Annotated in this window: 23 protein-coding genes and 1 pseudogene; 15 read left to right on the top strand and 9 right to left on the bottom strand. The window is 72.4% G+C overall.

The window, feature by feature from the left end:
• Positions 1 to 56: 56 nt before the first annotated feature.
• From msrB to ACFYZZ_RS01550, 4 genes are all read right to left on the bottom strand, one after another.
• Complete coding sequence (gene msrB, locus ACFYZZ_RS01565) at positions 57 to 464, bottom strand: peptide-methionine (R)-S-oxide reductase MsrB (RefSeq protein WP_389170060.1); 408 nt, start codon at positions 462 to 464, stop codon at positions 57 to 59.
• Between the two features lie 14 nt (positions 465 to 478).
• Positions 479 to 1,870: a UDP-N-acetylmuramate--L-alanine ligase gene (gene murC, locus ACFYZZ_RS01560; protein ID WP_389170057.1), complete on the bottom strand. Its 1,392-nt coding sequence runs from the start codon at positions 1,868 to 1,870 to the stop codon at positions 479 to 481.
• 82 nt (positions 1,871 to 1,952) lie between these two features.
• Positions 1,953 to 2,426 carry an indole-3-glycerol phosphate synthase gene (locus tag ACFYZZ_RS01555; protein WP_389170054.1) on the bottom strand — a complete coding sequence of 158 codons (474 nt, stop codon included), beginning with the start codon at positions 2,424 to 2,426 and terminating at the stop codon, positions 1,953 to 1,955.
• Positions 2,427 to 2,553: 127 nt separating this feature from the next.
• Positions 2,554 to 3,426, bottom strand: coding sequence for a pyrimidine reductase family protein (locus ACFYZZ_RS01550; protein WP_389170051.1), 873 nt, complete (start codon positions 3,424 to 3,426; stop codon positions 2,554 to 2,556).
• Between the two features lie 37 nt (positions 3,427 to 3,463).
• On the opposite strand from ACFYZZ_RS01550, the gene zapE reads away from it, so the two are divergent.
• The 8 genes from zapE (at position 3,464) to ACFYZZ_RS01510 (ending at position 9,869) form a co-directional block, all read left to right on the top strand.
• The gene (gene zapE, locus ACFYZZ_RS01545) at positions 3,464 to 4,567 is read left to right on the top strand and encodes a cell division protein ZapE (RefSeq protein ID WP_389170049.1); all 1,104 of its coding nucleotides are present in this window, start codon (positions 3,464 to 3,466) and stop codon (positions 4,565 to 4,567) included.
• A gap of 165 nt (positions 4,568 to 4,732) precedes the next feature.
• Positions 4,733 to 5,050, top strand: a complete 318-nt coding sequence (locus ACFYZZ_RS01540; RefSeq protein WP_389170047.1) for a hypothetical protein — start codon at positions 4,733 to 4,735, stop codon at positions 5,048 to 5,050.
• 73 nt (positions 5,051 to 5,123) lie between these two features.
• Positions 5,124 to 5,702, top strand: a complete 579-nt coding sequence (locus ACFYZZ_RS01535) for a carbonic anhydrase (protein WP_389170045.1) — start codon at positions 5,124 to 5,126, stop codon at positions 5,700 to 5,702.
• An 8-nt stretch (positions 5,703 to 5,710) separates the two neighbouring features.
• Entirely contained in the window at positions 5,711 to 7,207 is a 1,497-nt protein-coding gene (locus tag ACFYZZ_RS01530) for a SulP family inorganic anion transporter (RefSeq protein ID WP_389170042.1), read from the top strand.
• Between the two features lie 145 nt (positions 7,208 to 7,352).
• Positions 7,353 to 8,171: a slipin family protein gene (locus ACFYZZ_RS01525; RefSeq protein ID WP_389170040.1), complete on the top strand. Its 819-nt coding sequence runs from the start codon at positions 7,353 to 7,355 to the stop codon at positions 8,169 to 8,171.
• Positions 8,172 to 8,181: 10 nt separating this feature from the next.
• The gene (locus ACFYZZ_RS01520; protein ID WP_389170037.1) at positions 8,182 to 8,730 is read left to right on the top strand and encodes a YbhB/YbcL family Raf kinase inhibitor-like protein; all 549 of its coding nucleotides are present in this window, start codon (positions 8,182 to 8,184) and stop codon (positions 8,728 to 8,730) included.
• An 89-nt stretch (positions 8,731 to 8,819) separates the two neighbouring features.
• Positions 8,820 to 9,668, top strand: coding sequence for a polysaccharide deacetylase family protein (locus ACFYZZ_RS01515; RefSeq protein ID WP_389170034.1), 849 nt, complete (start codon positions 8,820 to 8,822; stop codon positions 9,666 to 9,668).
• Positions 9,669 to 9,686: 18 nt separating this feature from the next.
• Complete coding sequence (locus ACFYZZ_RS01510) at positions 9,687 to 9,869, top strand: hypothetical protein (protein ID WP_389170032.1); 183 nt, start codon at positions 9,687 to 9,689, stop codon at positions 9,867 to 9,869.
• Here ACFYZZ_RS01510 and ACFYZZ_RS01505 read toward each other — a convergent pair.
• Positions 9,861 to 10,532 carry an ABC transporter gene (locus ACFYZZ_RS01505; protein WP_389170031.1) on the bottom strand — a complete coding sequence of 224 codons (672 nt, stop codon included), beginning with the start codon at positions 10,530 to 10,532 and terminating at the stop codon, positions 9,861 to 9,863. The genes ACFYZZ_RS01510 and ACFYZZ_RS01505 overlap by 9 nt on opposite strands.
• Positions 10,529 to 11,407, bottom strand: a complete 879-nt coding sequence (locus ACFYZZ_RS01500) for an ATP-binding cassette domain-containing protein (RefSeq protein WP_389170029.1) — start codon at positions 11,405 to 11,407, stop codon at positions 10,529 to 10,531. Before ACFYZZ_RS01500 ends, ACFYZZ_RS01505 begins: the two co-directional genes overlap by 4 nt.
• Before the next feature lie 130 nt (positions 11,408 to 11,537).
• On the opposite strand from ACFYZZ_RS01500, the gene ACFYZZ_RS01495 reads away from it, so the two are divergent.
• From ACFYZZ_RS01495 to ACFYZZ_RS01465, 7 genes and pseudogenes are all read left to right on the top strand, one after another.
• The gene (locus ACFYZZ_RS01495; RefSeq protein WP_389170028.1) at positions 11,538 to 12,254 is read left to right on the top strand and encodes an aminoacyl-tRNA hydrolase; all 717 of its coding nucleotides are present in this window, start codon (positions 11,538 to 11,540) and stop codon (positions 12,252 to 12,254) included.
• Between the two features lie 2 nt (positions 12,255 to 12,256).
• Complete coding sequence (locus ACFYZZ_RS01490) at positions 12,257 to 12,901, top strand: TetR/AcrR family transcriptional regulator (RefSeq protein WP_389170026.1); 645 nt, start codon at positions 12,257 to 12,259, stop codon at positions 12,899 to 12,901.
• A gap of 99 nt (positions 12,902 to 13,000) precedes the next feature.
• Positions 13,001 to 13,609, top strand: a complete 609-nt coding sequence (locus tag ACFYZZ_RS01485) for a TIGR03086 family metal-binding protein (RefSeq protein ID WP_389170024.1) — start codon at positions 13,001 to 13,003, stop codon at positions 13,607 to 13,609.
• 104 nt (positions 13,610 to 13,713) lie between these two features.
• Positions 13,714 to 15,009, top strand: coding sequence for a DUF692 domain-containing protein (locus tag ACFYZZ_RS01480; protein WP_389170023.1), 1,296 nt, complete (start codon positions 13,714 to 13,716; stop codon positions 15,007 to 15,009).
• A 274-nt stretch (positions 15,010 to 15,283) separates the two neighbouring features.
• A complete protein-coding gene (locus ACFYZZ_RS01475) occupies positions 15,284 to 16,051 on the top strand; it encodes a DUF4142 domain-containing protein (RefSeq protein ID WP_389170021.1) in 768 nt (255 codons plus the stop codon).
• Positions 16,052 to 16,147: 96 nt separating this feature from the next.
• Entirely contained in the window at positions 16,148 to 16,930 is a 783-nt protein-coding gene (locus ACFYZZ_RS01470) for a TIGR04222 domain-containing membrane protein (RefSeq protein ID WP_389170019.1), read from the top strand.
• A gap of 149 nt (positions 16,931 to 17,079) precedes the next feature.
• A pseudogene (locus tag ACFYZZ_RS01465) lies at positions 17,080 to 18,564 on the top strand (alpha/beta hydrolase); the annotation flags it as partial.
• A 17-nt stretch (positions 18,565 to 18,581) separates the two neighbouring features.
• Here the strand turns inward: ACFYZZ_RS01465 and ACFYZZ_RS01460 are convergent.
• From ACFYZZ_RS01460 to hemG, 3 genes are all read right to left on the bottom strand, one after another.
• Positions 18,582 to 18,665: a hypothetical protein gene (locus ACFYZZ_RS01460; protein WP_389171950.1), complete on the bottom strand. Its 84-nt coding sequence runs from the start codon at positions 18,663 to 18,665 to the stop codon at positions 18,582 to 18,584.
• Between the two features lie 152 nt (positions 18,666 to 18,817).
• Positions 18,818 to 19,549, bottom strand: a complete 732-nt coding sequence (hemQ, locus tag ACFYZZ_RS01455) for a hydrogen peroxide-dependent heme synthase (protein WP_351234387.1) — start codon at positions 19,547 to 19,549, stop codon at positions 18,818 to 18,820.
• A 5-nt stretch (positions 19,550 to 19,554) separates the two neighbouring features.
• Positions 19,555 to 21,192: a protoporphyrinogen oxidase gene (gene hemG, locus ACFYZZ_RS01450; protein ID WP_389170017.1), complete on the bottom strand. Its 1,638-nt coding sequence runs from the start codon at positions 21,190 to 21,192 to the stop codon at positions 19,555 to 19,557.
• Positions 21,193 to 21,279: the final 87 nt, after the last annotated feature.

Here is a 21,279-nt window from a genome sequence, read left to right as displayed (position 1 = left end):
GAGCGAGCCGGGCACCAGTCACAGGTGTCCCGGCCGCTCCCGAAGGCCCGGAAGCCTCAGGACTCATCCGGCGTCAGCCGGAGCGAGATGCTGTTGATGCAGTACCGCTGATCGGTGGGCGTCGCATACCCCTCGCCCTCAAACACATGCCCGAGGTGGGAGCCGCAGCGGGCGCAGCGCACCTCGGTGCGGACCATGCCGTGGGAGCGGTCCTCGATCAGCTCCACCGCGTCGGTGTCCTTCGGGTCGTAGAAGGACGGCCAGCCGCAGTGCGACTCGAACTTGGTCGTGGAGGTGAACAGTTCGGCACCGCAGGCGCGACAGGAGTAGACGCCCTTGGTCTTGGTGTCCGTGTACTCACCGGTGAAGGCCGGTTCGGTGCCGGCCTGGCGCAGCACTGCGTACTCGGCCGGCGCCAGCTCCGCGCGCCACTGCTCGTCCGGCTTCTCGACGTCGTACGACATGAGCCTCAGCCCCTCTACTGCTGCGACAGGCGGTCCAGGATCTGCGGGCCCAGGTCGGTCACGTCGCCCGCGCCCATGGTGAGAACGAGATCACCGGGCTTCGCCATTCCCGCGATCACCGCGGGAATCTCCGCCTTGTCGTGCACGGCGGTGACGTCGGCGCCCGCCGCGCGCGCGGCCTCGATGATCAGCTCGCTGGTCACCCCGGGGATCGGGTCCTCACGGGCCGGGTAGATGTCGAGCACGACCGAGGCGTCGGCGAGGGCCAGCGACTCGCCCATCTCCTTGCCCAGCTCCTGGGTGCGGGAGAAGAGGTGCGGCTGGAAGACGACCAGGATCCGGGAGTCACCGGCGGCGCCGCGCATGGCTTCCAGGTCGGCGGTCATCTCGGTGGGGTGGTGGGCGTAGGAGTCGATCACCTGCACACCGGCCGCCTCGCCCTTGAGCTGCAGGCGCCGCTTGACCCCGGTGTAGGCGGCCAGCGCGGGCGCCAGCTCGGCGGCGGGAATGTCGAGGGCGGCACCGGCGGCCAGCGCGGCGACCGCGTTGAGCGCGTAGTGGCGGCCGGGCACGGAGACCTCGAAGGTCAGCTCCTGCCCGTCCAGCACCGCGGTGACCTGGCTCTTCAGCCCCTGAGGCACCACAGCCAGGACCCGCACGTCGGCGTCCTCGGCCTCCCCGTACGTCACGGTCCGCACCGACCCGTCCAGCCGCCGCGTCAGCTCCCGCGCGCCCTCGTGGTCGGCGGAGATCACCAGCGTCCCGCCGGGCACGATCTTCCCGGCGAAGGTCTCGAAGGACTCGTAGATCTCGTCCATCGAGGCGTAGTTCGCGTGGTGGTCCAGCTCGACGTTGAGGACGATGGCGACCTCGGGCGCGTACTTGTGGAAGCTGCGGTCCGACTCGTCGGCCTCGGCGACGAAGATGTCGCCCTCGCCGTGCAGCGCGTTCGAGCCCGGCGCGTCCAGGTCGCCGCCGATGGCGTACGACGGCTCGCGGCCCAGCTCGCCCAGCGAGACCGCCAGCATCGACGTGGTCGTGGTCTTGCCGTGGGTACCGGCCACGGCGATCGGCCGCAGCCCGTTCATCAGCGCGGCCAGCGCGTCGGACCGGTGCACCACCGGGATACCCAGCTCGGCGGCGCGGGCCAGCTCCGGGTTGTCCTTGCGGATCGCCGACGACACGACGACACAGCTCGCGTCGTCGGCGAGGTGCTCGGCGGCGTGCCCGATGTGCACGGTCGCACCGAGCGCCCGCAGCGCCTCGGCGGTCGCCGACTCCTTGGCGTCGCTCCCGGCCACCTGGGCCCCGCGCTGCGCGAGGATCTTGGCGATACCCGACATCCCAGCACCGCCGATGCCGATGAAGTGCGGTCGGTCCATGGCGGCAGGAAGTCCGGGTGCCATGCAAGTCTCCATAAGATCCGGTACGAGGCTGAGCGCCCCTAGCCTATGCGCTGAAGGTCCGCTCTCCCCACACAGACGGCGCCTAGGCCTTGCTGTGCGAGAACAGCTTCAGCACCGGCACGCCCACCTTGTGCCGAGCCCGGGAAGCCCAGTCCCGGTGGAAGAACTCCTCCACATAGTGGGGGTCGGTCAGCACGATGACCTCGTCCGCACCGGCCTCGGCGACCAAGGACTTCAGCGCGTCCAGCGGATGATCCTCGACCAGCCGCCCCTCGGCCTCACTGCCCGCGGCGCGCAACGCAGCCAGGGACACATCAAGCGCCTGCTGTCCGACGCTCCGCGCCTTCTCACCCTCGGGCGTCTCCCCTTCACGCCGAGCCTCGTCCAGTTCGCCGAGGGCAATGTCGTCGATGGCCCGCAGCAGCCGGTCCGCCTGGTCGCCGCGCGGCTGCAGGAGCACATGGAAGGAGACCTGCTCGTCTCCGTGCAAGGTGGTGACGAACTCCACGTCGGCGGACGTCAGGGCCTTCTCGATCATCAGAACGCTTGTGAACACGCGACGCCTCTTCCCTCCGTGGGCCAGGCAAGGCCCTGCGGAAACCATCCTGCCCCGTGCTGGCACGGGTTGTGCCGGACCTAGTCTGCCCGCCCGAAGCTAAACGGAACGGTAGATTCCGCTGATTTCAGGACCGACGGTAACGACTGAACAGGAACCCGTCCTCTTCCAGCAAAGACGCCAGTTCGAAGCGGCGCGGAACGGTGACGGACGGCCCTCCGGCGATACGCTGCGCGTCCCCCGCGCTGAGCATCGGCGACACGGTCAGGCACAGCTCGTCGAGCACGTCCGCGGCCACCAGCTGGCCGAGCAGCCGGGGCCCGCCCTCGGTGAGCTGCCGGGTGTGGCCGAGGTCGGCGAGGGCGCGTACCGCGCGGGCCGGGTCGACGCCCATGCCCTCCCCGGCGACGACCACCCGGGCGCCGGCCTTCTCGGCGGCCGCGACCCGGTCCGGGGCCGCGGTGGCGCCGGTGAGGATCACGGTGGGCACCAGGGGCGAGGTGAACAGGGGGAGGGAGAAATCCAGGTCCAGGCCGGCGGTGACGATCGCGATCGCCGGGGCGGGGCCCTGTCCCGCGGCCTGCCGGGCCGCCGCGAACTCCGCACGCGCGCGTGCCGGGCGGTACCCCTCCTGCCGTACCGTTTCCGCACCCACCACGATCACGTCCGCGAGCGCCCGGAGCGTGCCGAAGATGCGCATGTCGGCCGCGCTGGAGATGGGCTGGGAGTGCCCCTCGTGCTGGGCGGCGCCGTCGAGGGTCGAGACCATGTTGGCCCGCAGCCACGGCTGCCGGGCCCCGGAACCCGTCTCCGGATACGCGTAGGCGGCGGCCAGCTCGGCGAGGCTCCACTCACGGTTCATGAACAGGTGGGCCGTAGCAGCCTCGCTGAGCGCATGAGCGGCATGGGCACCGGCGGCCCCATGCACCTCCTCCCCCTCCGGGACCCCACCAAAGGCCTGGGCTGCTGTTTCGTAGGTCACAGGGAACAGGCGTCGCATGTCGTGCAGTGTGACACGGCGCTTAGCATGGGTAACCGTGTCGTCCTCCACCGCCGCCCCCGGTTCCAGCCCTCTGACCGATGCGGGCCCCCTCTCCCTGTGCACCCGCGAGCCGCATGTCCCCGCGGACCGGCTGGTCGCCGAGATGGTGCCGCCGCCGCGCTTCGACGCGGTGCGCTTCACCACGTACATCCCGGACCCGAACCAGCCCAGCCAGACCGAGGCCGTGGGGGTGCTGGACGGCTTCGCGGCCGGGCTCGGCGGCGCCCACGCCTCCGGCGCCGGCCGGCGCGGCCTCTTCGGGTTCGGCAGGGCCAAGGCACCCAAGACCCCGGCGGGCCCCCGCGGTGTCTACCTGGACGGCGGCTACGGCGTCGGCAAGACCCACCTGCTCGCCTCCCTGTGGCACGCCACGCCGGCCGAGCCCGCGCTCAAGGCGTTCGGCACCTTCGTGGAGCTGACCAACCTGGTCGGCGCGCTCGGCTTCCAGAAGACGGTGCAGACGCTGAGCGGCCACCGCCTGCTGTGCATCGACGAGTTCGAGCTGGACGACCCCGGCGACACCGTGCTCGTCTCCACGCTGCTCGGCAAGCTGGTCGAGGCGGGCGTAGCGCTCGCCGCCACCTCCAACACGCTGCCCGGCAAGCTCGGCGAGGGCCGGTTCGCCGCCGCCGACTTCCTGCGCGAGATCCAGGGCCTGTCCGCCCACTTCCGCGCCCTGCGCATCGACGGCGAGGACTACCGCCACCGCGGCCTGCCCGAGGCTCCCGCGCCGTACTCGGACGAGCAGGTGACCAAGGCGGCGTACGCCACCGCGGGCGCCTCGCTGGACGACTTCCCGCATCTGCTGGAGCACCTGGCCAAGGTGCACCCGAGCCGGTACGGCGCCCTGACCGACGGGGTGAAGGCGGTGTGCCTGACCGACGTGCGGCCGGTGCCGGACCAGTCGACGGCGCTGCGGCTGGTGGTGCTCGCCGACCGGCTGTACGACCGCGAGGTCCCGGTGCTCGCCTCGGGCCTGCCGTTCGACCAGCTGTTCAGCGAGGAGATGCTGAACGGCGGTTACCGCAAGAAGTACTTCCGCGCGATATCCCGGCTCACCGCGCTGGCCCGCGACGCGAAGGGCCTCGTCAGCTCGTAGTCAAGAGCTGGATCTCGCCACCCGACCGGCATTTTTCACGCTCTCTTGCACTTATAACGCCCAGTTAACCCTGCAAAGGACTTTGCAGGGTTAATGTGTTTCTTGACCAACCATTGACCAATGCTTGGTGCGTGCAAGAGGTGTGAACTCCTGGGAGGAGGGTGCATGTTCCGAGGTACGACGGCCCGGACCCTGCTTGCCCTGCTCGCCACCACCCTGCTCGCCCTGCAGTTCTTCGCTCCCACGGGAACCTTCGCATCCGCGCATACGCTCAGTCATGCGAAGGCCAAGGCCGCACCCGAAACCGTGCGTCCCTCGAAGCCCGTGCGCATCGGTGCGGGCGCGCTCCGCGCGGAACACCCGCTCATAGCCCGGCAGACGGCAACCCCGCAATCGCCGGGCACGTCCGGTGCCCCGCACCACCGCATCACGAGATCCTCCAGAGCCCAGTCCCCGGCAGCTCTTCAGGTCTTCCGCTGCTGATCGACGGCTCATCCCCACGAACGTCGTGCAAGCCCGACGCGCCGCTGCGGCGCGCCAGGAGGAGTCCACACGCATGCAGCCCCTCATCGACAACGCCCGTACCTTCGGACAGCGCCCTGAGGAGTTCGCCAAACTCGCAGAAGGCCAGTCCCCCCAGGTCCTGTTCATCACCTGCTCCGATTCCCGGGTCGTCCCGGCCCTGATCACGGGCGCCCGCCCCGGCCAGCTGTTCGAGCTGCGCACCGCGGGCAACATCGTCCCGCCGTACGCCTCGCAGCACCCCACCGGCGAGGCCGCCACCATCGAGTACGCCGTGGAGGTGCTCGGCGTCCGCGACATCGTCGTCTGCGGCCACTCGCACTGCGGCGCCGTCGGCGCGCTCGTGCGCGGCGACGACCTGACCGCCGTACCGGCCGTGCGCGACTGGCTCGCGCACGCCACCCCGCGCCCGGCCGGCGCGGCCGAGGACCCGGAGGTCGCCGAGGGCGTCCGGAGCCATGTCCTGGCCCAGCTGCTGCGGCTGCGCTCGTACCCGTGCATCGAGCGGAAACTGGCGCAGGGTCAGCTGGACCTGCACGCCTGGTACTACGAGGTGCACACCGGCGCCGTACGCGCGCACCGCCCGCAGTCCGACACCTTCGAAGCCCTGTGAGCGCGCCGATGAACAGTCCTCTCATATCCCGTTTCCCTCATCTGCGGCAGGACTTCGCCGCCTCCCTCGTCGTGTTCCTGGTCGCGCTTCCGCTGTGTGTGGGCGTGGCCGTCGCCTCCGGGGTGCCGGCCGAACTCGGCCTGGTCACCGGCATCGTGGGCGGCCTGGTCACCGGGCTGATGCGCGGCAGCAGCCTGCAGGTGTCCGGGCCGGCCGCCGGACTGACCGTGCTCGTCTTCGAGGCGGTCCAGGAGTTCGGGCTGCCGATGCTCGGCGCCGTCGTGCTCACCTCCGGCGTGCTCCAGCTGCTCATGGGCGTGCTGAAGCTGGGCCGGTACTTCCGGGCCATCTCGGTCTCGGTCGTCGAGGGCATGCTGGCCGGAATCGGTCTGGTCCTGATCGCCGGTCAGCTGTTCCCGGCCATGGCGGCCAAGGCCCCCGACTCGGGCCTGGGCAAGATGGCCGGGCTGCCGAGGGCGTTCCGGGACGCCCTCGGTGACGGGCCGGCGCTCGCCTCGCTCGCCCTGTGCGCCGGCACCGTCGTGGTGCTGGCGCTGTGGAAGCACGTACCGGCGAAGGTGCGCACGGTGCCCGGTCCGCTCGCCGCGGTCGGCCTCGCCACGCTGGCCGCGCTGGTGCTCGGCCTGCCGGTGGCCACGGTCGAGGTGAAGGGGCTGCTGGGCGCCGTCCAGCCGCCGCCGCTCGACGCCTTCGCCGAGTTCGCCGGTGTCGGGGTGCTCGGCACGGTCGTCGCGTTCACGCTGATCGCGTCCGCCGAGTCGCTGTTCAGCGCGGCGGCCGTGGACCGGCTGCACGACGGTCCGCGCACGCAGTACGACAAGGAGCTGATCGCCCAGGGCGCGGGCAACGCGGTGTGCGGGCTGCTCGGCGCGCTGCCGATGACCGCGGTGATCGTGCGCAGCGCGGCCAACGTGCAGGCGGGTGCCCGGACGAAGGCGTCCCGCGTGCTGCACGGCGTCTGGCTGCTGCTGTTCGCGGCCCTGCTGCCGGGCGCGCTCGCCTACATCCCGATTCCGGCCCTCGCGGGCATCCTGATCTACTCCGGCGCCAAGCTGGTGCCGGTCCGGGCGCTGGTCGTGCTGTGGCGCGAGCACCGGGGCGAGGCGCTGATCCTGGCCGTCACCGCCGTGTCGATCGTCGCGGTCAGCATGTTCGAGGGCGTGCTCATCGGCCTGGCGCTGGCGATCGTCAAGACGGCCTGGGAGGCCTCGCACCTCCGGCTGGAGGTCGTCGACAAGGGCGCGGGTCCCATCGAGGCGTACCTGACGGGCAACGCGACCTTCCTGCGGCTGCCGAAGATGCTCGACAGCCTCGAGTCGCTGCCCCAGGACCGCCCGGTCCGGCTGGACCTGTCCGGCCTGCACCACCTGGACCACGCCTGCCGCACCGCCCTGGAGAACTGGGCGGAACGACACAGCGCGACGGGCACCGGGCCGGTGGAGGTGACCGCGCCCGAGGAGCCTGCCAGAGCCACGGTCGCCTGATCCGGCCGCCGTCCCCGGGTCGGGACGCCGACGCCCCTCGGCGCCCTGGCCCGGCCTTTCCGTACCGCCCATGGCTTCCGTCCCGGCCCGGAACTATCGTTGCAGCAGCGGACACAAAGCAAGGCCTCTCCCTGAGGAGGTCACCATGCTCCAGGAGCTGCTGGGGGCGCTTGCGGCGCTGGGTTCCGTCGGGGTCGTGTACTTCGCGATGGCGGCACGGATCGTCAAGCAGTACGAGCGGGGGGTGCTCTTCCGGCTCGGGCGGGTCACGAGTGAAGTACGCGAACCGGGCCTGAACCTGGTGATCCCGTTCGTGGACCGGCTGCACAAGGTGAACATGCAGATCGTGACCATGCCGATCCCGGCCCAGGAGGGCATCACCCGCGACAACGTCACGGTGCGCGTGGACGCGGTCGTCTACTTCCGGGTGGTCGACTCGGTGAGCGCGCTGATCAAGGTCGAGGACTACAAGTTCGCTGTCTCCCAGATGGCGCAGACCTCGCTGCGCTCGATCATCGGCAAGAGCGACCTGGACGACCTGCTGTCCAACCGGGAGAAGCTCAACCAGGGCCTGGAGCTGATGATCGACAGCCCGGCCGTCGGCTGGGGCATCCAGGTCGACCGGGTGGAGATCAAGGACGTGTCCCTGCCGGACGCGATGAAGCGGTCCATGGCCCGCCAGGCCGAGGCCGACCGGGAGCGCCGGGCCCGAATCATCAACGCCGACGCCGAACTGCAGGCCTCCAAGAAGCTCGCCGAGGCCGCCCAGCAGATGGCCGACACACCGACTGCGCTCCAGCTGCGGCTGCTGCAGACGGTGATGGCGGTGGCGGCCGAGAAGAACTCCACGCTGGTCCTGCCGATCCCGGTGGAGCTGCTGCACTTCCTGGAGAGGGGCCAGCAACAGGAGAGAGGCCAGCAGGAGCTCGCGCCGCACGCGGACGGGGGGCCTTCCTCCGGCTAGCGTGCCGGGCATGCGCAAAGGTTGGGTGATCGCCATGGCCGTGATGGCCGTCGTACCGGGATGCGCGGACGGGGGCGGCTCGTCCTCGGCCCCTTCCCCCACCACCACCCTGAGGCTCACGGTCACGAGCCCCGCGTACGCGGACGCCGACACGATCCCGAGCCGCTACACGTGCGACGGCGAGAACGTCTCACCCCCGTTCGCCGTCACCGGCGTACCCCCGCAGACCGCCTCCCTGGCCTTTCTGCTCCAGGACCCCGACGCCCCGCGCGGCACCTTCACGCACTGGCTGGTGTGGGACGTCGACCCGCACACCACGCACCTCACGGCCGGCGAGCGCCCGCGGGGAGCGGTCGAGGGCCGCAACGGCTTCGGGAAGACCGGCTACGGCGGCCCCTGCCCGCCCCGCGGCGACAGCCCGCACCACTACGTCCTCACGGTGTACGCCACCGACCGCCGGCCGAACCTCGCCCCCGACGCAACGCCCGCCGACCTCCTCCAGGCCCTGTCCGGCCACACCCTGGCGACGGGCACCCTGACCGGCCGGTACGGGCGCTAGCAGCCCGCCGCCACCTGCGTGGGTGAGGGTACTTCCACGCATGGGTGCATAGGACCGCACACCCGGTCAATTAGTAATACTTTCATATTGTGATTTCAGTACCACGCACTGTCACCGCCGTCTGCGCCCTGGGCGCAGCCATCGCCGCCTGCGGTACCGCGGGCACCCCCGACGGCGCGCGCCCGGCCCATGCCGGGCCCGCCGCCTCCCCGTCCGCCACGCGTCCGCCCGTGCTCGTCCCGGGCCCGGGCGGTCTGACCCCCGTGTTCGAGCACGGCCCGCGCAACCTGGGCAAGACCGTCGCGCTGACCTTCGACGCCGACATGACCGCCGACCAGGGGCCCCGCGCCGCCTCCGGTGAGCACTTCGACAACCCGGACCTGATCGACACCCTGCGCGCGCTGAAGGTGCCGGCGACCATCTTCATGACCGGCCGGTGGGCCGATCAGTACCCGGCTCAGGCCCGTTCCCTCGGCCAGGACCCGCAGTTCGAGGTCGCCAACCACTCCTACAGCCACTACGCGTTCACCGACGACTGCTACGGCCTGCCGACCGTCGGCAAGGACCAGGTGCGCAAGGAAGTCGAGCGGGCGTACACCGCCATCCGTAAGGCGGGCGTGCCCCATCCCCTGCCGTACTTCCGTTTCCCCGGCGGCTGTTACGACCGTCAGGTGCTGCGCGAGCTGAGCGCGGTCGGGGTCACCGCGGTGCAGTGGGACGTGGTGAGCGGTGACGCGTTCGCCACGGACGCCGACGCGGTCGTCCGGCAGGTGCTGGACGGGGTGAAGCCCGGCTCTGTGGTCGTCATGCACTGCACCCGCAGCGCCGCCCCGACGACCGAGCAGGTCGTCCGCACGGTCGTGCCGCAACTGCGCAAGCAGGGCTACCGGTTCGTCAAGGTCTCCGAGCTGATCGGCGAGACGAACGGCCACCGGTGACCGGCCTACGCTGAGGGCATGAGCGACGACGACTACTGCACGGTCACCGACGCGACCCGGCCTCCGAAGGCCGACGGGCCGCCGTACGCGGAGTGTGTGCTGTGCCGAGAGCCGACCGAGTACCCGGAGTCGTACAAGGGCATCACGCTGTGCCCCGTCTGCGCATGGCAGGAGGCGCAGCGCACCGCCTGTTCAGGGTGAGCGGCGGGCGGTGAGCGCGCAGGCCGCCGCGAAGGCCGCGGCGGTGACGAGGGCGGCCCCGGCCAGGGGCAGCAGCGGCACCGGGACCCGGCCGGACTGCGAACCGGTCACCAGACCGCTGACCGCGGCCTGGGCCGGGGAGCCCGCGAGCACCACCGACAGCAGCGCGGCCAGCAGCATCGCGGGCACCGCGCGGCCGGTGGAGTGCAGCACCGGCCGGTTGGTGAGCGCTCCCACGGCACTGCCCAGCAGGGCGCAGACCAGGGCGGCCAGGAGCCCGGCCAGGCCGGCCCCGAGCGGCGGGACATGGGTCCGGTGGCCGTTGCTCGCCGGATCGCTGATCAGCGTCATGGCCAGGGTCGCCACCACCCCGAGCGCCGCCGAGGCGAGCAGCGCCGTCAGCAGGCAGGCCAGGTGGGCGAGGGCGGGGCCGCGCGCCGCCGCGACGCAGGCACGGGCGGCGTCCGGCTCGGCGGTGACGCAGATCCGCGCCAGCCAGGCAGCCACCGGCAGCAGACCGGCGGCCGCGTAGCCGAGCGAGTCGAGCACCGGCTGACCGCTCTGCACGCCGACCCCGAGGAAGGCGACGTAGAGGATCACCGGCGGCAGCCAGCGCTGCGAGCGCAGCAGCAGGTCGGCCTGATAGCGCAGGAGAGCGGTCATGGGCGGCTTCCGGGGTCGAGTGGGGTGGTGCCGTCCGGCTCGACACTCACCACGTGCCAGGGCGGGCGGGCCGTCAGCAGGGCGCGCAGGAGAACGTCCGAATGGGAGGCGGGGACGGCGAGGCGGTGGACGCCTGGGGCCGTCTCGTCCGCCGAGGTGACTGTCCGCACCGCGTCGGGCGGCAGTTGCGCCCCGTGCGGTCCTCGCGCGGTGACGTGGGTGAGCGGCCCGGCAGGCGGCGAACTCCCGCCGTCCGCACCGAGCTTGATGCCGCCGTCCACGACGGTGTACGTCGCGTCGGGCACCCCGGCCAGGCGGCGCGGGTCGTGATCGACGAAGACGACGGCGCCCCCTGCCGCGGTCCGCTCGGCCACCGCCCGCTCCAGCTCGGCCCGCGCGGCCGCGTCCAGCCCGGTCCACGCCTCGTCCAGAACTATCAGCTCCGGGTCGGCGAGGAGGGCCTGCGCGACGGCGACCTTCTGGCTGCTGCCCTTGGAGAGGCGTGACATGGGCGTACCCGCGTAGGCCGCGGCACCGAACCGCTCCAACCAGCTGTGTGCGGTGTGCGCGGCGGTCTTCCGGGACAGGCCGTGGATGGTGCCGAGGTGGGTCAGGTAGCCGGACGCGGTGAAGGGCAGGGCCGAGGGGAAGCGCTCCGGGACGTAGGCCGTGCGCGGGCGCCCGGTGACACGGCCTTCGGTCGGGGCGTCCAGGCGGGCGATGAGGCGGAGGAGAGTCGATTTTCCGGTGCCGTTCGCTCCTTCGATGCGGGTCAGGGTTCCGGGGGTGAGCGTGAGGTGGATGCCTCTTAACACCCAGGGGCCGCGCATGCCGTAGCGGCGGCCTACGGCTGCCAGTCGTAGGTCTTGTTGCATAGGGGGATTTTGTCCGGTCTCGCCGTAGGGGCTGGTCTTTGGTCCGATCTACGAGACGTCTGAGCTGGTCGCAGCCACGCGGCGGAGCCGCAAATATTGCACAGCCTGGCGCCCTTTAGGGTTGGGTGGTGTGAGCCAAGTTTCGTCGTCCCCCGGTGACAGTCCTTTCCAGACCGAGCCCCATCCTCGTGACGAGGCACGGCAGTACGTGCTGCCCCTCGTCGTCCGCATCGAGCGGGGTGCTCCTCCGGCCCGTACCGATGCGCTGGAGACGGCCGCTCGGGCCGTGCTTCTGCTGCTGAGTGACGAGCGGGCCGCCGGGGACGGGGAGTGGGCTCAGGTCGTGCGGGACTGGGAGGACGCGCGGATCCGGAAGGTCGTACGGCGGGCCCGGGGATCCGAGTGGCGGCGAGCCGAGGCGCTGCCCGGGATCACGGTGCACGGCAAGTCCGCGCAGGTGCGGGTCTTCCCGCCGGTTCCGCTGGACGGCTGGCCGAAGGATCTGGCGAAGCTGCAGGTGTCGGGAACCGAGCTGGACGATCCGGAGCCGCCCGTCGGCGCCGATCGCGGCCGGCCGGTGCTGTGGCTGAACCCGGACCTGGAGATGTCGGCAGGGAAGACGATGGCCCAGGCGGGGCACGGCGCCCAGCTGGCCTGGTGGGCACTGTCCGACGAGGAGCGGACCGCGTGGCGGGAGGCCGGGTTCCCGTTGGCCGTCCGCACCGCCGATCCCGCCGAGTGGGGCCGGCTGACCGGCAGCGGGCTGCCGTTGGTGCGGGACGCGGGCTTCACAGAGATCGCGCCGGGCTCCTGCACGGTGGTCGCCGACCACCCCGCGCTGCGGTAGGGGTGCCGGTGACTCGGCTCGACGGGCGCGTCGAACGGGGCAACCGGACTCGGCAGTTGGTGCTGCGCCGGACCGTGGAGATCGCCTCGGTCGAGGGGCTGGAGGCACTGACCGTCGGCCGGCTGGCCACCGAGCTGGAGCTGAGCAAGAGCGGGGTGTTCGCGCTCTTCGGCTCCAAGCAGGAGCTGCAGCTGGCTACCGTGCGGGAGGCGGCCCGGATCTTCACCGAGCAGGTGATCCGGCCCTCGGGCGAGGTGCCGGCCGGCGTCGGACGGGTGTGGCGGCTGTGCGAGTTGTGGCTGGAGTACTCGCGGGGTCGGGTGTTCCCCGGAGGCTGCTTCTTCTACGGCGTCATGGCCGAGTTCGACGCGCGGACGGGCCCGGTGCACGACGCGGTGGTCCGCGCGCAGCGCGACTGGTCGGCCCTTGTGGAGCGCACGATCGAGGAGGCCCGTGCGGCGGGTGAGCTGCGCGCCGACACGGACGCCACCCAACTGGCCTTCGAAATCGTGGCGTTGATGGAGACGGCGAACGCCCTCTCCGTACTGCATGACGAGGAGACCGCCTATCGCAGAGCCCGGGTGGGCATCGCGCGACGGCTGCGGGACGCGGCGGTGGGAGAGATACCGGTTCCCGAAGTCCCTTGAGGGGATGTGTCGATGAGGGCCTTGAGGGCCATGAGGACCCGGTGGGGTGCTGCTGGTAAAAACTAGCACGATCGTTCGCACAGTTTTATGCTCGTCCGCATGACCGTCACCGAGAGCGACATCGTGGAACTCGACCGCATCGCCGTGCGCGAGGCCGTGCGGGTGGTGGGACTGGCGAAGGAGTCGGACTGGGAGCGGGGCACCCCGTGCGCGGGGTGGACCCTGCGGCGGCTCGTGGCGCACATGACCGCGCAGCACCTCGGCTTCGCGGCGGCCGCGCGGGGTGCGGGGCACGAGGCGGCGAACTGGCGGGAGCCGGAGGACATGCGCGAGCCCGCCGGGGTGCACCGGGTGGCCGCCACCGCCGTGCTCGCGGCCTTCGCCGAACCGGGCGCGGCCGAGCGCGAGTTCGCGCTGCCGGAGCTGGGCGGGACCTTCCGGGGCAGCCGGGCCGTCGGCTTCCACTTCATCGACTACGTGGTGCACGCCTGGGATGTCGCCGCCGCCCTCGGAGTGCCCGTGGAACTGCCGGAGCACGTGCTCGACGCCGCGCTCGCCGTGGCCCGGCGAGTGCCCGTCGACCCTGCCCGGCGCGGGCCGGGGTTCGCCTTCGCCCCTGCGCTGGAGGTGCCGGCGGGGTCCGGGCCGTTGGAGGAGGCGCTGCGCCTGCTGGGCCGGGTCCCGGAGGAGTGGCCGGTGCGGGGGTGAGGAACGGCGAACCTCAAATGTTGCTCTGAAGGCGCGGGCGCAGGGATTGGGTGCCGCCCGGCGGGGCCATACCCCCGTCACTCGGAGAAGCAGGGGGTGGAGCGGTGCGGCGACTGGGGACGGGAATCGGCTGGCGGCCGGAGATCGCGGACGCCGTGGAGCGCATGCCGGGCATCGACTGGGTGGAGGTCGTGGCGGAGAACGTCTGCCCCGGCCACGTCCCGGACTCGCTGCTCAGACTGCGCGAGCGCGGGGTGACCGTGATCCCGCACGGTGTCTCCCTCGGCCTCGGCGGTGCGGACCGGCCCGACGAGGGCCGGCTGACGGCGCTCGCCGAGCGGGCGGAGGCGCTCGGCGCGCCGCTGGTCACCGAGCACATCGCGTTCGTACGGGCGGGCGGCGCGCTCACCGCCTCCCCGCACCTGGAGGCGGGCCATCTGCTGCCCGTGCCGCGCACCCGGGACGCGCTCGACGTGCTCTGCGAGAACGTGCGGATCGCACAGGACGCGCTGCCGGTGCCGCTCGCCCTGGAGAACATCGCCGCGCTGTTCTCCTGGCCGGGCGAGGAGATGACCGAGGGGCAGTTCCTGGCCGAGCTGGTCGAGCGGACCGGGGTACGGCTGCTCATCGACGTGGCCAACCTGCACACCAACCACGTCAACCGGGGCGAGGACCCGGCCGAGGCGCTCGCCGCACTGCCCCTGGAGGCCATCGCCTACGTCCATGTCGCGGGCGGCTTCGAGCGCGACGGCGTCTGGCACGACAGTCACGCGCACCCCGTGCCGCGTCCGGTGCTCGACATCCTGACTGACCTCGCGTCGCGGGTCGCGCCGCCCGGGGTGCTGCTGGAACGGGACGAGAACTTCCCCGAGCCGACCGAGCTGGAGCGGGAGTTGGGGGCGATCCGGGGGGCCGTGGCGGCCGGCCGGGCGACCGCGCCGGTCGGCGGTACGGCCAGGCCGGCCGGGGGTGGGGGCGTCGCCGTCCTGGCCCCGCCCGAGGCCCGGCAGCGGCTCGGTGTCGCCCAGGCCGCGGTGCTGTCCTCGCTGGTGGCCGGGACGCCGGTGCCGGAGGGGTTCGACCGGGTGCGGATGGGGGTGCAGGCGCGGGCGCTCGCGGCGAAGCGGGCGGGTGTCGTGGCCAAGGTGGCACCCGAGCTGCCTGTGCTGCTCGGGGAGGGGTACCGGGGAGCGTTCCTGGAGTACGCGCGGGTGCGGCCGATGAGCGGGGGGTACCGGCGGGATGCGCTGGACTTCGCCGAGCATCTGCTGAAAGTCGGACGCCCGGAGGATGCGAGGGTACGGCGTCAGCTGCGCGCGTGGTGGCTGGACCGGGCGGGTCCGACGCCGAGGTCCCCGGGGCTGGCAGAGCGGGCGAAGGTGCTGCTGCGCAGACGCTGAACGGCACTGGCGTGGGCCGGGGGGTGGGTCCGCTTACCGGCGAGCTGCGGGTCGTCTGTCGGGGGCGGGTGTGGGGGGGCCGGTCGCGCAGTTCCCCGCGCCCCTGGGGAGTTGCAGCCCCGTTGGCCGCATGGCACCCGCGGCAATCCCCACGTAGCTGCGGGCAGCGGCACCCTGGCAGTACGGCGCGGTGCAGAGCCACCCCGAACCCCGCAGTAATATGCCAAGCCCGCCCCCGCCGCACGAACCCCCGGGGCGCGGAGCAGGAGGCACCATGCGACCGCGACCCCCCATCAAGGGCCGAGGCATATTCAGCGGCACAGGACTCATCATCACGGGCCTGGCGGCGACCACCGCAGCGCTGCTCTTCCCGGTCTGGTCCTACGCCGACCGATCGGGCACGACCGATGCGAACACACTCAGCGCACAGACCGTGACGACCCCGTACGGCCCGCTGTCCGGGCAGGACCGGGACCTCGTCACCAAGGTCCGGCTCGCGGGCCTGTGGGAGCTGCCCGCCGGACAGCTGGCGGAGCGGAAGGGCACCACACAGGCCGTACGCGACGCCGGGCAGCACCTGATCGACGGCCACACCTCCCTCGACGCACATGTCCGCACCGTCGCCACCCAGCTCGGCGTCCCCCTGCCCAACGAGCCCAACGCGCAGCAGAGGCAGTGGCTCGCCACCCTGAACTCGGCGCAGGGCCAGGACTTCGACCGCAAGTTCACGAGCATCCTGCGCCTCGCGCACGGCCGGGTCTTCTCCCTGGTCGCCCAGGTCCGCGCCGGCACCCAGAACACCCTGGTGCGCGACCTGGCGGACGACGCCAACGCGACCGTGCTGGACCACATCAAGATCCTGGAAGCGACCGGATACGTCGACTTCTCGGCGCTGGCCCGGGACCTCGCGGCGTCCGCCTCCGCCGTGCCCACTCCCCCGGTGGTCGAGCCCGCCTCCGCGGTGCCGGTGGCACCCTCGCCGTCGACGACGTACTCCCTGCCGCCCGCCACCGCCGACCCACCACCGGGGAACACCCCCTGACCTGCGGGTGAAACGGAACGTCACATCCCTGCAACACTCGGTCCGCATGGTGAACAAGGCATGGCGTTTCCCAGGCCCCTGGCATAGAAACACGTCATGTTCTGGGTCCTTCTGCTGCTCCTGGCCTGGGCGTTGGCCGGCATCGCGTGCACCCGGCTGTGCCTGGCCGCCGTACACGCCGCGGCCGTCGACACGGACGGCACCGTCGCGGACCACGGGCGCGCCCTGACGCTGTACGAGGCGGCGTTCCTGTCCGGCGGCCCCGCGCGGGTCGCCGATGTGACCATGGTGTCCATGGCCCGGCAGCGGCGGTTGCTGCTCGCGCACACCGGCTGGGCCACGGTGGTGGACCCGCGGGGCCACGACGAGATGGAGCGGTCCGTCATAGGGGCGATAGGACCCGAGGGGCAGTCCCGGGTCGCGCCGGTGCGTGCCGCCGCTGCCGGTGCGGAGGCCGTACGCCGGCTCGCCGACGGTCTGGTGCGCGCGGGACTCGCGGTGCCCGACGGCGCGCGTACGACCGTGGCGGCGGGAGTGCACCAAGTGCGTGCCGCCGCACTGGTCGTGCCGGCGCTGGGTCTGACCGCGCTGCTGATGCCCGGTCAGACCGGCATGCCACGCCTCCTCGTCGCCCTGTGGTTCGCGCTGCCGCTCATCCTCACCCTGAGCTGTCTGGCCATCGCCCGGGTCGAGGTGCATCCCTACTCACGCTGGGCCTCCCCCGCCGGACAGCGGCTGCTGGGGGCGCTGACCCGGCGGTCGGCCGGCGACGGCGAGCGCTCCTTCCTCACTTCCGTCGCCGTACGCGGTGTCCGCGCGATCGGCGAGCCCGAACTGCGCGCGGCCTTCACCCACCGCGACCAGCCCTGGCGGGAGTGAGGCCGGACTCGGGGGCGCATCGGGGGCATTGACCGCGACACCCGCCGGGCGGTGCTTGCCTTCACCGACGACCGAACGAAACATCCCTTTTGTCGTCGCCGGGGTCATGGCAGCCGTGCCATCGCCGCCGTGCACGGAAGGGATACGCGATGAGAGCTGCCGCCCTGTACTCGGCCGCCGGTTCCTTGCTCCTGACCACCCTGGCCGCGGCCCCGGCGGGCGGCGCCACCGCCGTTCCCGGCGCGGCGGAGCTGCACGGGGCCGCGGTGGCCGCCGCGCGCGCCCGGACGGCCGGCGTCGACTTCGCCACGTGCGCCGCCGAGCTGCACGCGCCGACCGGCCTGCAGTGCGGCACGGTGAGCGTTCCGCTGGACTACGCCCACCCCGACGGCGAGCAGATCAAGCTGACCGTCAGCCGGGTGCGGGCCACCCACAAGGACCCGCACAACAGCAAGCGGAAGGTGCCCCGGCAGGGCGCCCTCGTCTACAACCCGGGCGGCCCCGGCGCCTCCAGCATGTACTTCCCGATGATCGGCACGTTCCCCGAGTGGAAGCGGATCGCCGCCGCCTACGACCTGGTCGGCTACGCCCCGCGCGGGGTGGACCGTTCGGCGCCGCTGTCGTGCGTGGACCCCAAGCACTTCTTCAAGGGACCCACCCAGTCGCCGACGCATCCCTCGGAGCAGTACAAGCGACAGCGCATCGACCAGGCGAAGGCGTACGCGCGCGGCTGCGGCGGGCGGTCGGGCGGCAGGCTGCGGTTCTACAACTCGCTCAACAACGCCCGTGACCTGGACGTCCTGCGGGCGGCTCTGGGCGAGGACCGGCTGACCTTCATGGGAGCGTCGTACGGCACCTACCTCGGCGCGGTGTACGCAACGCTGTTCCCCTCGCACGTACGGCGGATGGCGCTGGACTCGGCGGTGGACCCGGACCCGGCGAAGGTCTGGTACCGCAACAACCTCGACCAGTCGGCCGCGTTTGAGGAGCGCTGGACCGACTTCCGCGAGTGGATCGCCCGGCACGACGACGTCTACCGGCTCGGCGACACAGCGGCGAAGGTGCGGCGCAGTTACGACACCGCGCGCGGGCGGCTGGCCGCGAAGGCCGCGGACGGGAAGGTCGGGCCGGGGCAGTTGCAGAACGTGTTCCTCAGCGCCGGGTACTACGACGACTACTGGCCGAGCCGGGCCGCCGCGCTGTCGGCCTATCTGAAGGGCGATGCGAAGCCGCTGGTCCGGCTGGCGGCGCCGAGCCCCGAGACGGCCGCCGAGGCCGAGAACAGCAGCGCGGTGTACACGGCCGTCGAGTGCAACGACGCGGCCTGGCCGACGGACTGGAAGGTGTGGGACCGGGACAACACGCGGCTCGCGCGCGTGGCGCCGTTCGAGACCTGGGACAACGCGTGGATGAACCTGCCGTGCGCCTACTGGCCGGCACCCCGGCAGCAGCCGCTGGACGTGCGCACCGGACCCGGTGAGGTGCCGCCGGTGCTGATCCTCGCGGCCGAGCGGGACGCGGCCACGCCGTACGCGGGGGCGCTGGAGATGAACCGGCGGCTGGCCGGCTCGGTGCTGGTGACCGAGCGGGACGCGGGCACGCACGGGATCGGGGGCGGCCCGAACCGGTGCGTCAACGCGCACCTGGACGCCTACCTGCTGGAGGGCCGGCTCCCGGGGCGGCACACGGCCTGCGCGCCGCGCCCGGAACCAAAGCCCGAGGCCCCCGCGGACAACGCCCCCAGGAAGTCCCTGCGGGACTCCCTGAAGGGCAAGGCCGCCTAGGCGAGCCCGGCGACCAGCTCGGCCACGGACTTGCGGCGTCCCGTGCTGCATCTCCCGGGGGACAACCCCCGGACCCCCGGCCGAGCAGAGGAGCCCCTACCTGCTAAGCGAGCCCGGCGACCAGCTCGGCCACGGACTTGCGGCGTCCCGTGAAGAACGGAACCTCTTCGCGGACGTGCATGCGGGCCTCCGAACCACGCAGGTGGCGCATGAGGTCGACGATGCGGTACAGCTCGTCGGCCTCGAAGGCGAGCATCCACTCGTAGTCGCCGAGCGAGAACGAGGCGACCGTGTTGGCGCGCACGTCCGGGTAGCCGCGGGCCATCTTGCCGTGGTCGGCGAGCATGCGGCGGCGGTCCTCGTCCGGCAGCAGGTACCAGTCGTAGGAGCGCACGAACGGGTAGACGCTCACGTAGTTGCGGGGCGTCTCGTCGGCGAGGAACGCCGGGATGTGCGAGCGGTTGAACTCGGCGGGCCGGTGCAGCGCCATGTTCGACCAGACCGGCTCCAGGGCGCGGCCCAGCTTGGTGCGGCGGAAGAGGTTGTACGCCTCCTGCAGCTGGTCGCTGGTCTCGGCGTGCCACCAGATCATGAGGTCCGCGTCGGCGCGCAGGCCGGAGACGTCGTAGGTGCCGCGGATCGTCACGTCCTTGGCGGCGAGCTGGTCGAACAGCTCCTGGACCTCGTCGGCGTAACCCGCGCGGTCCTCGGGCAGCACGTCCTTCAGCTTGAAGACCGACCACAGGGTGTAGCGGATGACCTCGTTGAGGTCCTTGGCCAGCTTGCCCTTGTTCGGGATCCTGCCGGACTCGGTGGTGGGGGCATCGTCACTCATGGTCCCTATTCTCCCGCTCCGCCGTGGAGGCTCTGCACCGGGTTGGCGGTCAGTTCCCGGACCCCGCTCAGGTCCCCGCCCAGCTGGTCCACCGCCGCGTACGCGCTCGCGATGCACGCGGGGATGCCGACGCCGTCGTACTGCGCGCCGCACACCGCGAGGCCCGGCAGCTTGGCGACGTGCTCGCGGATGCGGGCCACGCGCGCGTGGTGGCCCACCGGGTACTGGGGCAGGCCGTCGGTCCAGCGGGTCACCCGGGTCTGCAGCGGCACGGCGTCCAGGCCGGTCGCCTCGCGCAGGTCCTGCCGGGAGACGTCGACCAGGCCGGCGTCCTCGCGCTGGAGGATCTCCGTCTCGCCGTGGCGCCCCACGGAGGTGCGCAGCACCACCACGTCCGGATCCTCGTCCGCGATCCAGCCCCACTTCTGGGAGGCGAAGGTCGACGCCTTGATGGTGCGGCCGTCGACGGGCGGCACCAGGAAGCCGCTGCCCTCGGGCAGGGCGAGGTCGGCCCGGCGATAGGCAAGGGTGATCAGGGCCATGGAGGCGTACTCGACGGTGGCGAGTTCGGCGGCGGCCTCGGGGGACTCGGCGCGCAGGAGGCCGGCCGCGACGGACGCGGGGACGGCGACGATCACGGCGTCGGCATGCAGGACACGGTCGCCGGCGACCACGCGCCAGACCGTGTGCGACCGCGCCGCCGCGGGGGCCTGCCCGAGTGGCGAGCCGACGGCGCCCGAGGTGTCGGCACCACCCGGCCCGGCCGTGCCGACGGCCCGCGCGGCGCCTGCGCCTGCGGCGGCGTCCGCGGCACCCGCCGGTCCACCGAGATCGAGGGCCCGCGGCTCGCCCGCGCCGTCCGTCTCCGGCTCGGCCACCCTTCTCAGCTCCGTCACCGGAGCGCCGGTCAGGATCTCGCCGCCGCGTGCCCGCACCGCCTCGGCGACCGCGAGCGGCAGCCGGCCCACCCCGCCCTCGATGCCCATGAACACGGGCCCGGTCTGCTGGTTGGCGGCGGCCTTGGCCTGGATGTCGCGGACGGCCGCCGTGAGCGAGTCGTGGGTGCGGGCGGCCTGGAAGAGCTGCGGGACGGCCGAGCGCATCGAGATGCGGTACGCGTCGCCCGCGTACACCCCGCCCAGCAGGGGCTCGACCAGGCGGTCGACGACCTCGCGGCCGAGCCGCTGCGCCACGTACTCCCCCACGGCCACGTCGTCGCCGACCTCCGTGCGGGGCAGGTCGGCGTCGCGCTCGATACGGGCCAGGCCCTCGTCGGACAGGACACCGGCCAGGGCGTTCGCCGTGCCGGGGACGCCCATCACGTGGCCCTTGGGCATCGGGCGCAGGGCGCCGCGCGTCCAGATCGAGGCGGTCGCGGTGGCCGGCGGCTGGAGCCGGTCGGCGAGGCCCACCTCGCGGGCCAGGGCCACCGCCTCGGGGCGGCGGGCGAGCATCGACTCGGCGCCCAGGTCCACCCGGACGCCCGCGATCTCGCCCGGCAGCAGCTTGCCGCCGACCCGGCCGGAGGCTTCGAGGACGGTCACCCGCGCCCCACGCTCCAGCAGCCGGTGCGCGGCGGCCAGCCCCGCGATCCCGGCCCCGATGACGACGACACGCTCCGTGCCCGTGGGTGGTCCGCTCATGGGTCCACCCTCTCAGACGCCACTGACACCCGTGCCAGGGCCATGTGGCCCTGCTGAGTCGTGACCGTGACCACATCGCGACCGCCT

This window comes from Streptomyces sp. NPDC001816, from assembly GCF_042892235.1.
Lineage (GTDB): Bacteria > Actinomycetota > Actinomycetes > Streptomycetales > Streptomycetaceae > Streptomyces.
This window is presented reverse-complemented; position numbering and strand designations above follow the sequence as displayed.

Excerpts from the sequence above, each read along its gene's own strand:
- ACFYZZ_RS01470 (WP_389170019.1), top strand. The coding sequence starts at position 16,148 with ATGTTCTGGGTCCTTCTGCTGCTCCTGGCCTGGGCGTTGGCCGGCATC.
- ACFYZZ_RS01485 (WP_389170024.1), top strand. The coding sequence starts at position 13,001 with ATGACCGTCACCGAGAGCGACATCGTGGAACTCGACCGCATCGCCGTG.
- ACFYZZ_RS01505 (WP_389170031.1), bottom strand. The coding sequence starts at position 10,532 with ATGACCGCTCTCCTGCGCTATCAGGCCGACCTGCTGCTGCGCTCGCAG.
- ACFYZZ_RS01530 (WP_389170042.1), top strand. The coding sequence starts at position 5,711 with ATGAACAGTCCTCTCATATCCCGTTTCCCTCATCTGCGGCAGGACTTC.
- msrB (WP_389170060.1), bottom strand. The coding sequence starts at position 464 with ATGTCGTACGACGTCGAGAAGCCGGACGAGCAGTGGCGCGCGGAGCTG.
- ACFYZZ_RS01500 (WP_389170029.1), bottom strand. The coding sequence starts at position 11,407 with ATGCAACAAGACCTACGACTGGCAGCCGTAGGCCGCCGCTACGGCATG.
- ACFYZZ_RS01540 (WP_389170047.1), top strand. The coding sequence starts at position 4,733 with ATGTTCCGAGGTACGACGGCCCGGACCCTGCTTGCCCTGCTCGCCACC.
- hemG (WP_389170017.1), bottom strand. The coding sequence starts at position 21,192 with ATGAGCGGACCACCCACGGGCACGGAGCGTGTCGTCGTCATCGGGGCC.
- murC (WP_389170057.1), bottom strand. The coding sequence starts at position 1,870 with ATGGCACCCGGACTTCCTGCCGCCATGGACCGACCGCACTTCATCGGC.
- ACFYZZ_RS01525 (WP_389170040.1), top strand. The coding sequence starts at position 7,353 with ATGCTCCAGGAGCTGCTGGGGGCGCTTGCGGCGCTGGGTTCCGTCGGG.
- ACFYZZ_RS01520 (WP_389170037.1), top strand. The coding sequence starts at position 8,182 with ATGCGCAAAGGTTGGGTGATCGCCATGGCCGTGATGGCCGTCGTACCG.
- ACFYZZ_RS01510 (WP_389170032.1), top strand. The coding sequence starts at position 9,687 with ATGAGCGACGACGACTACTGCACGGTCACCGACGCGACCCGGCCTCCG.
- hemQ (WP_351234387.1), bottom strand. The coding sequence starts at position 19,549 with ATGAGTGACGATGCCCCCACCACCGAGTCCGGCAGGATCCCGAACAAG.
- ACFYZZ_RS01475 (WP_389170021.1), top strand. The coding sequence starts at position 15,284 with ATGCGACCGCGACCCCCCATCAAGGGCCGAGGCATATTCAGCGGCACA.
- ACFYZZ_RS01550 (WP_389170051.1), bottom strand. The coding sequence starts at position 3,426 with ATGCGACGCCTGTTCCCTGTGACCTACGAAACAGCAGCCCAGGCCTTT.
- ACFYZZ_RS01535 (WP_389170045.1), top strand. The coding sequence starts at position 5,124 with ATGCAGCCCCTCATCGACAACGCCCGTACCTTCGGACAGCGCCCTGAG.